The sequence below is a fragment of the Chloroflexota bacterium genome (assembly GCA_014360825.1).
Classification (GTDB): Bacteria; Chloroflexota; Anaerolineae; order UBA2200; family JACIWT01; genus JACIWT01.
The window spans coordinates 131,321-145,605 of record JACIWT010000008.1; the positions used below are offsets into that span (position 1 = coordinate 131,321).

15 protein-coding genes are annotated in these 14,285 nt (G+C 58.2%); 2 read left to right on the forward strand and 13 right to left on the reverse strand.

Features of this window, described 5'->3' with window-relative positions; genetic code table 11:
• Positions 1-329: 329 nt before the first annotated feature.
• From H5T64_07260 to H5T64_07280, 5 genes are all read right to left on the reverse strand, one after another.
• A complete protein-coding gene (locus H5T64_07260; GenBank protein MBC7264145.1) occupies positions 330-593 on the reverse strand; it encodes a hypothetical protein in 264 nt (87 codons plus the stop codon).
• Positions 594-761: 168 nt separating this feature from the next.
• Positions 762-950: a YtxH domain-containing protein gene (locus H5T64_07265; protein ID MBC7264146.1), complete on the reverse strand. Its 189-nt coding sequence runs from the start codon at positions 948-950 to the stop codon at positions 762-764.
• A 62-nt stretch (positions 951-1,012) separates the two neighbouring features.
• Complete coding sequence (locus tag H5T64_07270) at positions 1,013-1,267, reverse strand: DegV family protein (protein MBC7264147.1); 255 nt, start codon at positions 1,265-1,267, stop codon at positions 1,013-1,015.
• A complete protein-coding gene (locus tag H5T64_07275) occupies positions 1,213-1,863 on the reverse strand; it encodes a DegV family protein (GenBank protein MBC7264148.1) in 651 nt (216 codons plus the stop codon). The genes H5T64_07270 and H5T64_07275 overlap by 55 nt, the downstream gene beginning before the upstream one ends.
• Positions 1,864-1,927: 64 nt before the next feature.
• Complete coding sequence (locus H5T64_07280; GenBank protein MBC7264149.1) at positions 1,928-2,632, reverse strand: hypothetical protein; 705 nt, start codon at positions 2,630-2,632, stop codon at positions 1,928-1,930.
• 469 nt (positions 2,633-3,101) lie between these two features.
• Between H5T64_07280 and H5T64_07285 the strand changes: the two genes are divergently transcribed.
• Positions 3,102-3,710 (forward strand): hypothetical protein, encoded by a 609-nt coding sequence (locus H5T64_07285; GenBank protein MBC7264150.1) that lies wholly within the window; start codon positions 3,102-3,104, stop codon positions 3,708-3,710.
• Between the two features lie 31 nt (positions 3,711-3,741).
• Positions 3,742-4,146 carry a hypothetical protein gene (locus H5T64_07290; GenBank protein ID MBC7264151.1) on the forward strand — a complete coding sequence of 135 codons (405 nt, stop codon included), beginning with the start codon at positions 3,742-3,744 and terminating at the stop codon, positions 4,144-4,146.
• A 180-nt stretch (positions 4,147-4,326) separates the two neighbouring features.
• On the opposite strand, the gene H5T64_07295 is transcribed toward H5T64_07290, so the two are convergent.
• The 8 genes from H5T64_07295 to H5T64_07330 all read right to left on the reverse strand — a co-directional run.
• On the reverse strand, positions 4,327-6,657 hold the full coding sequence (locus tag H5T64_07295; protein ID MBC7264152.1) for a transglutaminase domain-containing protein: 2,331 nt from the start codon (positions 6,655-6,657) through the stop codon (positions 4,327-4,329).
• A 259-nt stretch (positions 6,658-6,916) separates the two neighbouring features.
• Positions 6,917-8,221, reverse strand: a complete 1,305-nt coding sequence (locus H5T64_07300) for a ribulose 1,5-bisphosphate carboxylase (protein MBC7264153.1) — start codon at positions 8,219-8,221, stop codon at positions 6,917-6,919.
• Between the two features lie 39 nt (positions 8,222-8,260).
• Positions 8,261-8,905 carry a transposase gene (locus H5T64_07305; protein MBC7264154.1) on the reverse strand — a complete coding sequence of 215 codons (645 nt, stop codon included), beginning with the start codon at positions 8,903-8,905 and terminating at the stop codon, positions 8,261-8,263.
• 40 nt (positions 8,906-8,945) lie between these two features.
• Positions 8,946-10,478, reverse strand: a complete 1,533-nt coding sequence (locus tag H5T64_07310) for a hypothetical protein (GenBank protein MBC7264155.1) — start codon at positions 10,476-10,478, stop codon at positions 8,946-8,948.
• A gap of 51 nt (positions 10,479-10,529) precedes the next feature.
• Positions 10,530-11,960 carry an aspartate aminotransferase family protein gene (locus tag H5T64_07315; protein MBC7264156.1) on the reverse strand — a complete coding sequence of 477 codons (1,431 nt, stop codon included), beginning with the start codon at positions 11,958-11,960 and terminating at the stop codon, positions 10,530-10,532.
• A gap of 590 nt (positions 11,961-12,550) precedes the next feature.
• Complete coding sequence (locus tag H5T64_07320; GenBank protein ID MBC7264157.1) at positions 12,551-13,039, reverse strand: hypothetical protein; 489 nt, start codon at positions 13,037-13,039, stop codon at positions 12,551-12,553.
• 90 nt (positions 13,040-13,129) lie between these two features.
• On the reverse strand, positions 13,130-13,852 hold the full coding sequence (locus H5T64_07325) for a hypothetical protein (GenBank protein MBC7264158.1): 723 nt from the start codon (positions 13,850-13,852) through the stop codon (positions 13,130-13,132).
• On the reverse strand, positions 13,756-14,285 hold a 530-nt coding region (locus H5T64_07330; GenBank protein ID MBC7264159.1), incomplete at its 5' end, for a hypothetical protein. The genes H5T64_07325 and H5T64_07330, both read right to left, overlap by 97 nt.

The window sequence follows — 14,285 nt, forward strand, 5'->3', positions numbered from 1 at the left end:
GCAGTTCCGGCACATTGCACAATCCTCTCCCAATACATAAAAGTTCACGCCTATGCTACAAGCGGGGCCGTACTGTGTGATCTCAAGAAATCTGCACTTGATGCTCATCACCTATTCTCCAGAGTCGTTGGTTAGGAGAATGGCGGGCTGTGGGGCCACTTTTGCCATCCTTCATCTGCAATCAGCATCAACCCAGTGGGGAAGCGTCACCGTGAGGATAGCGGGCTGGGCTCCCACGCCCGGCCAGACCTGCAGTTGCGCCGGAGCGCAGCCCAGTGTAAGTGCCTGGTGGCGTGGGAGCCGCCTCTGCTGATTGCTCGGACAGACTCCTAACCGCTTTTTGCTTTCGGGGCCAAGCCGCCTATCTTGCGAGTCAGGTCTTCAACGTCCGCACGGGTGGCGAATCCCATCTCCGAGAGCACTTCGCCCATCTTGGTCGTGATTTTCTCTTTCAACTCGGAACGCTCCTGCTCGCCGCGCTTTACTAACTCGTCGCGCTTTGGCAATTTCTCCACCATAGAGCGGACCTTGTCCCTGCCCCACGCGAAGAGGCCCAAGCTGATCACAAACCCCTTTTCGATCGGACTCTGCATTTTTGATACACCTCCTTTCCCTTCTTTGTTACCTTGTCCAGAACTTTGGCTCAAGTTCCAATATGTACACTGAGCCTCAATCCTGCCCAATACAGCGTCACTCGTCGTCCAGTCTAGACCAAACTCCTGGTACCACCAGCGAGCACAGGTGTTACTGCGGTCTCTACGCTACTGCTTCTCCTCTTGCTGTTTGAACAGCCTCTGCAGCGTTGCTTGAACCTCGCGTCCCGATGTAGGAGCCAGCAGCAGAATTGCCCCGGCGCCCATAACTAGACCTATGAGCCAACCGAGCCCTGCAGCCGAGGTCACCGCCAGAACCATCATCAGCCCGGATCGCAGATCCACTCCCTCTAGCATTCTCTCCCTCCCTTCTTATAGCAAGGCAGTGAGCCCAGTTACGAGAACTTCTGAGTTATCCATTAGTCTTCACAATAGAACGCAACGCTTACAGTCCCAGGGCCAGTGTGTACCCCCACAACAGGGCTGATTGGTGCGATGTGCAGTTCAACGCAGTTAAGACGTGTATCGAGTTCAGTCGCCAGTTCCATGGCCTCGTCAGGCGCTGCAGCATGAGCCACCGCGGCATGAATTGCAGACGCGTGCTCCGCCGTCTCCCTGACTATCTCGAGCATCCGCCTCTTCGCTTTGGCCTTTGTACGTACCTTTTCCAGCAATTCAACGCGCCCGTCCCTGAGATGCAGGATCGGGCTGATCCTGAGTGCGAGGCCCAATAGCGCTGCCAGCCCCCAACCCGGCCACCCTTGTGCAGATACTCCAAGGTCTCGACCACAAAGATCACCTTCATTTTGGGGACCAGTGCTTCCACCAGTTTGGCCAGTTCATCCAGGTCGTTTCCCGATGCCGCAGCCCGCGCCGCGGCCAATGCCATGAGCCCAAGCCCCATGGATACTGAACGTGAGTCAACGATGTGAACAGGAATAGTCGAGAGCATCGCTCTTGCGTCATGAGCCGAGTTGAGAGTGCCGCTCAGAGCAGCGGAGACGTGAATGGAGAGAATGCCATCAAATGCCTGCTCGCTCAGACTGCGGTAGAAATTCAGAAACTCGCCCGCCGACGGCTGTGAGGTAGTAGGCAGCCTATCTGACTCCTCCAACATCTGGTAAAAGTTTTCTGTTGTCAAATCCACGCCATCGTAAAACGTCCGCTTTCCAAAGTTCACCTTGGTAGGAATGACGTGCACACCGTATTTGTCTGCCGTCTCTGACGGCAAACAAGCAGTACTGTCTGTAACGACCGCCACTTTAGTCATGCTGATTGTCCCTTACAAAACAAATTGCACCAATAAAACAAAAGAATTGGGGATTAAAAACGACTTATGCGCCAATTGCCTTCACTACGTCCTGCACAAAGTCAACGAGGAGCCTCTTCTTCGATGCGCTCAATCTGCTGAGAGTATCCTGGTACCGACTTGTATGCGAAAGCAGCACGCTCACAAACCGGCGGTTGGCGCGTTCCACCAGGGACAGCCCAAATGTCAGACCTGCCAGGGCGCTCAATCCCAGGTCTCCAGGCAGCCCCAGCGCCGCCAGCCCATCCAAAGACCCGCTCTGTGTTAGATCTGCCTTTACCAGATGTAAGTTCAGGATCACAGCCGTGATCATCTCAGCACAGAAGATCAAGGGCGACTTGCGTTCGGGGATTCTGTTAAGCAATTCGTTCAAGAGCTCTTCATAGTTGCTACCTCTTCCCTTGCGCATAGCCTCTAGGATACGCTGCTTGACGAGCTCCCACTCTTCCCGGTCCCAGTCTTCTCCGGCCAATTCGGCCAGCATAGACACTGCCCTCTCCGTAGGATAGAAGACAATAGTGGAGCGACCCGGACCAGCCCCCCTACCAGGGACTATATACTCCGAGATCACCAGCCCCCTTTCTTCCAGCAAGCGCAGCATATCGTAGGCGGTGATGCTGCTCACCCCAAGGCGCTCAGCCACCACGCTATAGTGCAAGGGCTGCGGGCTCTCGCGATAGATATCCAGAAATTGCTCAAGGAAGACTTTCTGACGCCCGGTTAGTTTCACGGAGGTCCTCCCTATGGCCTTGGCGACTTGTCGGCTGGTGGGTGTCGGCTAACACCTATGTGCAACATTGATTTCCTTAAAAAACAAAATAATTCACGTATACTATATACTACAGATGGCGAATTTTGTCAAATCTCTGTTCCCGGAGTGTACCCATCTTCAAAAACTGTATAGTGTGTTGGACACCGCACGTGTGAGGGTATTGAAAAAGAGGGGATATGAGGCACCCATTCTTGCCTGGAAAGGTGCTGAAAAGAGGAAAGAATTCACCGCTATCTTGATCCACCCCGCTCGTTTCGCCAAATGCCACAGCGCAGATATGAAAACCTGCCCTGCCAAGGGCAAACTGTAGGGGCGGCTTTCCATGGACTTGGTTTGACAGAGACATCATTTGATGATAAGATAGCCCCACTTCCATTTCGACAGCCGCTTTGGGATGGCAAACAGAGCGAGAGGAGCCCTGCACACCGTGGGAAACTGGCTGGCCCGCTATGAAAAACTGCCGCCGCGACAACAGATCCTTTATTTCTTATTGGCCGTAGCCCTGGTGGTTGCTTCCTGTCTGTACGTGTTGGCTGGGACGGCACTCTTCCTGCAGCGCACTATCATCCGCCCCATCTCCTCCCCCACCATCACTCCCACGGCGACGGTGCGCATCTTGGTCTCCCCTACCCTGGTGCCCCTTTTCACGCCCACGGAGACCCAGCCTCCCACTCTCACTCCGTTTCCCACGATTTCGCCCACGCCGGGACCTTCGCGAACACCGACTCTGCGCGCCACACTCGCTCTGGTTACCTATACCCCTACCATCTCGCCTATGCCAAGCGAGACGGCCACGCCCACCAGGACTCCAACAGCCACCCCCTCGGCCACACCCACGGCTCCCGCCTCGCCGACAGCCACCCACACCCTGGTGCCAACCGATACCCCTATGCCTACGCCCACTCACACCTGGGTGCCGACCGACACCCCTCCGCCAACCATCACCGATACCCCGGCGCCAACGGAGACTTTCACTCCGCCGCCCAGCGAGGCACCTCTCCCGAGCGAGACCCCAGAGGGAGGGGTAACCGGGTGAAAAGAGCGGCCGCTGAAGAGAGGAGAATGAAATGGGCGAAATAAGCGTCAAAGTTGCCGCAGCCATTCGGTCGTCGCTGATCGAGGGGCAATTGCCCTGCACCACTGCCTTTCGCCTGGCGCGCCAACTCGGAGTGGACCCATTGGTCATCGGCCAGACCTGCGACCAGATCGGCGTGTCGCTCTCGCGCTGCCAACTGGGGCTTTTCGGCTACGGCCCCAAAGCCGAGGGTAAACACCGCATCGTGACGCCACTCGAAAGCGTCCCGCCGGAGATGGAGCAGGAGATACAGGCGGCCCTGGAGGGCGGGAAACTGCCCTGCAAGGCGGCCTGGCAAATCGCCAGCACCCTGCATTGCAAGCGGCTAGAGGTGAGTCGCGGGGCAGAAGCGCTCGGGATACGCATCAGCCGCTGCCAGTTGGGCGCGTTTGAGTGAGCGCTGTCAAGGGATTTATGGAGCGGATGGAGGTTGTTTCCTACCGCCTGTCTAAAGGGGTATGAAACCCGCCCCTACCATTCACCGGCGCATTACGCGTCCCCGCAGGGGGACGTCTGGCCATCGGCCCACCAGGCGCGGTTTTAACCGCCTGCCTGAGGACAGGTGTGAAACCCGCCCTTACCCCAACACACCCGTCGTTTGTCGCGGCGTCTCGCCCCACCATGTGTGGCGCTGCCGTCGTAGGAGCCGTACTCGCCGGGCAATCTGACGCAAGAGAGCGGGCCGTAGCCGACTCCAGCAGAGGCGCGCTTCGTCTTCCTCGCCCTCGCCCAGGCCCTGGGGACTGAAGCGATGGCGCACGTATAGTTCTACGATGCGTTCCACATCGCTGCGGTGAACATCGAGTGTGCTAGCCAGCGCTGCACCGTACTCGTAGGGCGTCTGATATGCGGCCGGACCGATGCCCATCAGCGTGGCCAATCGGCTCATCTCCTCGTAAACCCGCTCGACGGGCCGCAGTTCCCGCAGTGACCAATTCCAATACAGCCACAATCCCATCAAAGCCACGAACATCCCCGTGCCCAATGTCGCCACCGGCCAGACCCACCTGGGCAGAGCCGATTTCACTGCCGACACTTCTACATCTTCCACGTCCGAAGGGACGTCCACATCCCCGTACTTCTCCTCCGCCTCGGTGCGCGAACCAGGCACCGGCACCGGACGAACGACGACCTCTGCCTCGCTCTCGGTGGGGCGCAGGAGGAGCGGTTGCGCCGAAGTGGGCTCAAACTCGATCCAGCCATAGCCCGGGAAATACACCTCTGGCCAGGAGTGGGAATCCTCCTCCACCACGAGGAAAGCCCTCATCTCGCCGCGGTAATCGCCCGTGGCATAACCCTGCGCCAGACGGGCCGGAATGCCCGCTGCCCGGCACAAAACCACCATTGCCGAGGCATAATAATCACAATAGCCTTGCTTGGCGTCGAAGAGGAACCAGTCCACGGCGTCACGGCCAGCCGGGGGCGGAGGGATGGATCTACTGTACTTGATCTTCCGCAGATAGGCTTCGATGGCCCGTGCCTGGTCGTAGGGCGTCTCGTAGCCAGCAGCGATCTCGAGGGCCAGGGCACGCACTCGTGCGGGCAGCCTTGGTGGGAGGTCCAGATAGCGCTCCCGCACCCATTGAGGGTAATCTGTCCCCGCGGCACGGAGTTGCGACTCGGTCGCGGCGGAGACCATGGAGACGACGGTGTAGGTATCGCCCGGGCGAATCACCCGGCGAGCGTAGAGAAGCGAAGCATCCATCGCCTGCTCTTCTGCGGAAAACGTGATCGGGAATCTCGTCGCGATAGGTGCCGCTGAGAACTCTACTCGGATGGGTGGCGTGTTCATGATGGCGCGGACAGGCAGGCTCACGCGGATGGGCGTCGCTGCTGCGAAAACGACCGATTGGCCTGGCACGAGGACTTTCACCGTCTGGGTCATGGGAAACGTCATCTCGTAGGGCAGCGACACTGGCAAGGGCTCGTCGGCAACCACTTCCACAGCACCGGCATCCGTGTTCTCCCAGCCAGTGGAAGTGTAGCGATCGTAGGTGGTAGCGCGCCAGTAGCGGGGGTAGGGCGACTGCACACTCATGATGGGCGTGGAACTGAGGTTCGCCCCTCCGCCCAAGGTCATCGTGCGGCCGAAGGAGATAGTGGTGGTTTCTCCCTGATAGCGCAGCGCGGCGAAGAGCCGGCTCCACTGCGTCCTGACCGTCTCCCAAGGCTCTTGGAAACGGGCGAACGGGTCCCAAGACCCGGGGCTGGCCGCGGCCACCGGCAACGTCCAGGCCAAGAGTATGGCCACGATGGAGATGATCGCCCCGTCGCGCAGAAAGATGAGGTCCAGATCGGAACTGTATTTGACGCCTTTTCGATGCCATTCGCGCTGGCGTTGGTACACATTGGCGCGCACGACAAGCAAGAGCGCACACAGGCAGTAGAGAAGAAAGAAGGCCATCAGCCGGGGCGGGGCATAATAGATGTTGAGCAATAGAGCCAGCCCAGCAGGCAGGATAGCACCCCACACCCAGTGGCTGCGGAAGAGGAACCACGCTGCCCAATAGGCGAGCACCCAGGCCAGCCCCGCCACCAAGATGACGAAGATGAACGCATCGGTGCTGCTCCCGCCGGCCCGAACAATGTTTGCCCAATAGTCCAGCCGTTCGTAGAGGTGCAGTACCTTCTCCAGCCAGGTGAGGCCAGAGGGCAATTGCGTGCTCAACATCACAATCACCCAGCCTGCGCCAACCAGATGCCCCAGCCCGTGGGCGACCAGACGGGGCAGAAAACGAGCCTTCGCCATGAGCAGCCCGACGACGCAGGCGGGGATCACGATGAGACTCAAGATGTGCAAGCCCTCGGTCCAGCCCGCCGCCTGCACAGACCAAGCCACCGTCAATAACATCAACACAAGGATGGCGAACGACGACCAGCCTTCTTCCAGATGCAGCCTATGGCTCATAAAATATCTCTTACCTCGCCCCTCGGCGCCTCGGTATCCTTCCCGCTACGCATTGTCAGCGGCAGTTGCACTGCCGCGCAGTTCAGCGGCAGTTGTACTGCCGCGCTGTTCAGCGGCAGTTGCACTGCCGCGTCCAAGGCATCCCGCAGTGCAACTGCGGGGGAACATCAAAATACTACGAATAGATCCACACTCCTCACTTCACCACGAAGGCACAAAGACACGAAGGACAGGACGCACCTTGTGCCCTCGTGGCCACTTACATCCCGAGCCCTTTGCCGAAGGGATCCACCCAGGTCTCCAGGGCCACCCTCAGTTCGGAATACTCCTTCGCCGCATCCTCCAGGGAGCGGCCCTCCATCGTGGCCTGGATGGCCTGCCGGAATGCCTTCGCCCCGGCCACTGGTCCTTGCGGGTGAGCATGAATGCCGCCACCAGAGCCGATGACGATGTCGGGCCCGAGGTCGCGCATCACCTGGGGCACCATCTTGGGAGTGATGCCACCAGAGGGCATCGGGAACGTCGGCTTGAGTTGGTACAGGGGGAAAGTGAGGTTCTGGGCTACCCGCTGGAATTTCTCCGGCAGGACCGGCGCTTTGCCATAGGGCGCTGGGAAAACCACGATGTCAGCGCCAGCCAGGCGTGGCAGTTTGCCCAGCACCAGGTGCGAACTGATACCGTGCCATTCCGCAGCGTAGAGCGCCCCCGCCAGGTCCATATGCGCCAGGATGGGCACGTTGATGTCAGGGTCCTCCGCCAGTGCCCGCAACACCGGGAAGCCGGTTACCAGATAGTTCACCATGATGGCGTTGCAGCCCAGTTCCACCGCCCGACGAGCGTTCTCGAACACCTTCGGCACCTCGTCGGTTACGTTGACTGTGTAAAGGGTATGCTCGCCGGTCTCCTCGTACACCTGCCGCTCCGCCTCCATATAGAGTTTCACCCGCGCCTCGATCTGGCAGAAGGAGGCGTTGGCCAGCAGTTCGTCGTCCTTGATGATGTCACACCCGCCCAGGGCGGCGGCGCGGAAGAGTTCCACCCCCACTTCAGGCGGATAGCCGGTGCAGGGCTTGATCATGTTGTTGAGCAGTGGCCGGCCTTGCACCCCAAGGAGTTTTCGTATCCCCGGGATGCCGAACTTGGGCCCCTGGAAACCCGCCACGTACTTTTTCGGGAAGCGGATGTCCAACACCTTGAGTTTCCCCGCCATCGAGATGTTGCCGACCACGGTGGTTAAGAGCATCGGGATTTGTTCACCGAAGTTAATCTCCGGGAAGGCGACCTGGATGATGTAGCGTCGCTCGCCCACCTCAGGTGGGACCATCCACTCGTAGTCCGGCACCTCGTAGACGCCGATGACTTTGGCTACATGCTTGCGTCGGACCTCGGACGTCTCCCCCGGCACGGGCACCCAGGTGCCGGTGGATTGCTCGATGGCCAGTGCCGGCGCAAGTTGAGGCACCGGGATAGCCTTGGGGAAAGAGACCAAGTAGGTGCCGATCACATATTCCTCATAGTCCACCCCATCGGGCAAGGCGATGGGCAGGGATTCGATGTCTAGCATAACTTCACCTCCTGTGGTAGGACAAATTGACAATTTGTCCTACAGTAAGTATTTACAGTAGCTCCATTCCCATTCCTCTGCACGCTGGACCAGCCCCGCGTTCACCGGGTTGTTCAGCACATAGGCGATGATGCGACGCCATTCTGCGTCGTCACGCACAATATGGTCGTAGTTTTCGTGCTGCCAAAAGGGTCCCTCGCATCCTAAGAATTGGTTGGCTTGACGTGCAGTGTAGCGTTTAAGGGAATGCATAATAGCAGGCATGGCGTGATAGGTGCCATCTTCTTTCTGCAGCGGTGTGCAGACGAAATGGACATGATTCGGCATCACACAGAAAGCGTCTAAATCATACACTCTACCATCACGGTAGTGCAAACTTTCCGATATTAGAGCGGCGATGCGATGGTCTCGTAGCCAGAAAGGACCATTTTGGGCCCTATCCAACGCTTTGTCCCATTTGCCGAAAAGACGACGCTGGGCTAGGTAGGCCCTTCGCCTTCGTTCTTGGGGGTCGGTAATGCGATTGAGGATTGCATCACTCTGCCGGGCTTCTTCGAGCAGTTGCTGCCATACCTGAGCAGGGATAGAATCGGCCAGGCGAAAAGTGACGAACAAGGTGGCACCAGGCTGCTGGATGTGCGGTAGATGCCGTCGGTAGAACAGTTGGTATTCCAGTTTGCCCAATTGCCCTCCCATGTGCAGTAGGACAAATTGCCAATTTGTCCTACTTCTTGAATCGCACCTCGTTCACCTCACGATATAGGTCCCGCAGGCAACTGTAAATGCGCTGGTAGGCTCGGTAGAGGTGGTCGTAAACCTCCGCATTGCCAGCCTGGGGCTCGAACTCGCGCTCCACCCGCACGATGTCCCTGAGCACTTCGAAGTCGGAGTACAGGCCCATGCCGACGGCAGCGGTGAGGGCCATGCCCACCGCCCCCGCCTCCTGCGGGTTGACGACGGTCTCCACGCGCCGCCCGGTTACGTCGGCGATGATCTGCATCCACGGCGCTCCTCGCGCCCCGCCACCGATGACCCGCAACACGGGTAGTGGGAAGCCGAAGGTCTTCTCCACGATCTCGATGATCCAGCGCAGGTTGTACGCCACGCCCTCGTAAACTGCCCGCAGCATGTGTTCGCGGGTGTGGTCGGCGCTCAGGTTGAAGAACGTGCCCCGCACCCAGGTATCGGCGATGGGAGCCCGCTCGCCGTACATCCACGGCGTGCAGACCAAATAATCGGAGCCAGGCGGCACGGCTTCCACCTTCGCGTCCATCAGGGCGTAGACATTGGGGATGTTCGGGTCGGCCTGCTCGGCGCGGTAAAACTCGTCGGCGACCCACTTCAGGCAGGCCCCCGCCGTCTCCATCTCTGCGAATAGCAGCGCCTTATTGGGGTCGGCGGATTGGATACAGGCGACGCCGTGTCGTCCGGTGGGCGTCTTGCGGGTAACGACCCCCACCCAGCCGGAGGTCCCCAGGTAGATGTGCCCGTCGCCCTCTCTCACCGCCCCAGCGCCCACCGATGCCCCTGGGGCGTCGCCACCGCCGCCGAAGACGGGCGTCCCTTCCAACAGCCCGCATTCTCGCGCCGCCTCCGCTGTCAGTCCGCCCACCTGGTCAATGGAACGCACTAAGGGTGGAAATTTCGCCAGGTCCAGCCCTGCATAGCGGATAATCCCCCGCAGCCAGTCCTTCTTCTTCAGGTCCAGACCGAAGGCAGAGGCGCAAGACCACTCAAAAACCATCTTGCCGGTGGCCCGGTAGGTGAGGTAGCCGTTCACGTCCAGGAAACAGGTCATCTTCTGGTAAACCTGGGGCTCGTTCTCCTTGAGCCAGAGCAACTTGGGCAAACCATCCTTACCGGATATCTCGGCGCCGGCGATGGCAGCGAAGACCTTCCGGCCCAGGAATTTGCGCATGATGCGCTCGGCATGCTCTGGTGCGCGGGCATCCAGCCAGATGATGCCCGGACGCAGCGGCCGACCGTCGGGCCCCATAGGGACAATGCCCAACATCTGTGTGGTGTACACCATGCACAGGATATCGCGCGGGGAGAGCCCTTTCTTTTCCATCACCTGGCGGGTGGTGGAGCAGACGGCGCGCCACCAATCCTCCGGCTCCTGCTCCGCCCAGTCGGGACGGGGATAAGCGGTGGAGTATGGCGCGAAAGCCGTCGCGCAGACATTCCCCTCCGTGTTCACCAGCACCGCCTTGTTGCCGCCCGTGCCCACGTCATGGGCGACGATATATTGGGGCATCTTTCACCTCCCGTGAATATCTACCAGTGAAAAGCGATGCTTGCACTACGCCTAACTGGGTATGGCTTCCCTGATCATCTGCTGGCGGATCATCTGCAGCATTTCGGGTGGGAACTGGGCCACCTGCTTCAGCGTCCCCTCGAGGACGTCCAATGCCCGATCCAGTTGCTCCTCGGTGATGACCAACGGCGGCTTGATTTTGACCACGTTGCGGCGAGTGGGAAGGCCGTTCACCAAATCGGGCAAGTCCAAGTCGAAGATGACCCCTTGCTGCATCGCCATTTCCACCAGCGCGGCAGCCCGCTCTGTGGCCGGCACTTTGGTCTCCTGGTCCTCCACCAGTTCCACACCGATGAACAGCCCCGGTCCACGCACGTCGCCGATGAGGGGGATGTCTTCCTGCATCTGCCGCAGGCGGGCGGTAGCCCGCTCGCCTAAACGTCGCGCCCGCGCCGGCAGGTCCAATCGGAGGATGACCTCGATGTTGGCTAACGCGGCGGCGAAGGCGATGGGGTTGGCCCCGAAGGTGCTGTGCTCCTCCACCAGGGTGAAGCCCTTCAAGTCTTCGCGGGCCAGGACCGCACCGATGGGGAAGCCTCCACCTAAACCTTTGGTCAGAACCAGGATATCGGGGGCCACACCGTAGTACTCAGAGGCGCTCATCGCCCCGACGCGGCCGAAGGCGGTCTGGGCCTCGTCGTAGATCAGGAGAACGTTGTGGCGATGGCAGATCTGCTTGAGTCCGGCCAGATAGCCGGGCGGAGTGGGAACCTGCCCTCCCGCCCCCTGCATCGGCTCGATGATGAGACCGGCCACGGGGGTGTTCGCCCCATAGCGAATGGCCTGCTCCACCAATTCCAGACAGGCCAGGCTACAAGTGCGGGGTTCGCGCTGGACGGGACAGCGGTAGCAGTAGGGATACGGGAATTTGACGAAATGGTCCAGGCCCCAGCCAGGAAAACGGGCCAAGCCCGGCATATAATGGCTGGCCGCCAAAGTAACCAGCGTGGAGCCATGATAGCCCCGGTGTGGCACCAGGAAGGTGGACGCGCCAGGTCGGTTGACCAACGCCAGTTTGATCGCTGCCTCAATGGAAGTGCCGCCCCCTTGGTTGTTTAGCACCACCTTCTTCAGGTCCCCGGGGAAGAGTTGGGGCAGGCGGTTGATGAGTTTGATGCGCGGGATGGTGGGGTAGCCGTAACGGACGTGAGTCAGGTGGCGCATCTGTTCCACGACGGCGGCCAGGACGTCTGGGTGGCAGTAGCCCACACTGAGGGTCCAGGCCTGGGAGGTGCAATCAATGTACTCCTTGCCCGAGGTGTCGCGCACGACGGCGCTGGCCGGAACGCCCTCGTAGAGGATCTCGCGCTTGAGGGGAACGAGCGACTGGGCTCGGGCCTGCTCAATCTCCTGGTCGGAGATCTCCGTGAGCAGAGCACGGATCTCCTCAGGGGAGAGCACCTGGGGTTGGAAAGGTCCCATCTTTGTCCTCCTTTTGCGGACTGAGCATCTTTGGTCAGTATAGATCCAATTGTGAATCCATTATACTACATTCCGTCAACAAGGCACAAAGACACGGAGAACCAGTCAGCCTCGCTCCCGACTGGACTGCTCCCGCCACCCGACAGCATTTCTTATAATGTCCTCCCGCCCGTCCGCAGTTTTCAATCCCTAGGCTGACATCACAAACCCCGGCGGCAATATCTCCATCCGCATCATAATCACAGGATGCCCCTGGCCTATAACACTCATCACAGCGGTCAGCCGTATTACACGAAGCATACTCCCACTCCCATATCCAACTATACGCTTGAGGTATTCCGGTTCGGCAACAAATCGGCCAAGCATAACTCCAGGCAGGAACAGCCCCACAATTTGAGGAGCCACAACAAAATGCTGCCGGTTTAGGATCAGTACAGCAAGTTGGTCGGCAACCCAAGGGGTCACTACAATCACGGTTGGCATTACAAACAGTGCCAGTACAAGTATTAGCGGCAGAAACCTGGTCAGGAAAGGCTAAGAAGCAGAAAAAGGCAACAAGACTGATTAAAAGAACCTTTCTTTTCATAAATCTAAAGTTCAAAATTTTTATTTGAAAGTTCTATCTCCTTTCCATCCTTGCTTAAGGAAACTAAAAGGGAAATGTCACCCCAGGGCGGTAATACGCCATCCACCGTCCCCAACTCCTGCCCGGGCGCCGCCAGGGACTGACCGATGACCTTGGACTCGCCCAAGAAGTAGTAGATTATTTCGTATCCGTCGTTGGTTTTAATCGCGATATTGCGACACTCGTGTCCGCCATATTGCTCCCCCAACTTCGTCCTTCCATAACTTATCAGTCCTCCAAAGGGAGTATAAAATGGCGTTCCTTCGGGGAGAAAAACCCCAACTCCAACATAATTCTCACCCAGGTTCACCTTTTTCCATTTCTGACAAAACTCTTTGGGAACAGGGCAGGGAATCTTGAAAGGAGTTTCTTCTTTTTTCCAAAACACACCTTTTTGAGAAAGAAGCCAATTGAAGACCAGCAGGACAGCGATTAAGAGGATGAGAAATCCCAAAAGAATCTTTTGAGTATTATTTCCAAATTGGGCAGAAATCACCTTAACATAAGGATAAATGATGGGGGATTGTCTGTCAATAGCCTAAGATCACTGAGAAAGGAAAATTGGTTTACTCTTCACCACAAAAATGCCTAAAGGATATAATGCACCGCTAGGAGTGGACTCATCCTGACAAATATTCCCTGGGCCAACAATATCCCAGGTCTGGAATAAATCTCTGTCTACTTCTGCCAAAACAGTACCCGGGGCAATACTTTCCGAGCGATCGGCAATTAATCTTCCTGATTTAAACAAAATGTACACTGTCATTCCTGAAAGCTTAAAATCAACAAGCCAACCTCGTTCTCCTGAGGATTTCAGTGCAAAATTGCCGCGCGAATAATCTTTAAGGGTAAAGGGGGCAATAAGCCTCGTTCCTCCTGGAACTTTTAAGCCTGTAAAGAACCCTCGCTCTTCCCTATCTTTCTTAAAAAAACTATAGATCTCAAATTCCTTTCCTCTGGGGTCAAACATCAGGGGCAAAACGCGCTCTCCCTTAGTCCAAGACTGCTCCACCAGTTTTTGGATAATCGGGGCTTTAAGGCCGATTAAGCCTCTTTGTTCCTGGCCGTCTTTAAGATATTTTTGGTCTAAATAAATCCCGGCCTCGCTTCCGGCGGGCAGGCCGTAGCGGTTGTCCAGGGTGACATAGGCTTTGCGGCCAGCATCCCATTTCAATCCCCACTCGGAAAGTTCCGGCGCTTCCGCGCTTGGCGTTGGCCGTTCGGGGGTGGGGAGGCGGACAACTGTCCCCACAACGCTCGAATCCATCTTTGCTCCCTCCAAGCACCTGTCCAGCCAGTATCGGAAGGCGTGAGGGTGGTCCTCCTGAATCCTCTCCAGCCACTCCACCACGATCTGCCGCCAAAGTCCCTGGTCGGGAAGCGTTTCATTTCCGCCAGGGCGGGGTTCATCGCCGCCACTCTGAGCACCTCCAGCCGTCGCCGGTCAGGGTCCGTGGTGGAGGCCCAAACGGGATCATTCCGCACCAGGATTCGCCAGAGACTCTCCTGGAAAACGCACTCATCGGTTACCCTTTGCCGTTGTCGCTCCGTCTGATAGAAAGGACGGGTCCAATAGACGGAGTGGATTTTCTCGACGTAGTAGGGGTTGGCGAGGATCTCGCTTTGGGAGACGACGTCTTCGGGGTGGATGGTGTAAGAGATGTATCCGGTCGGGGCAATCTGGGTGGGCGGGAACGCCT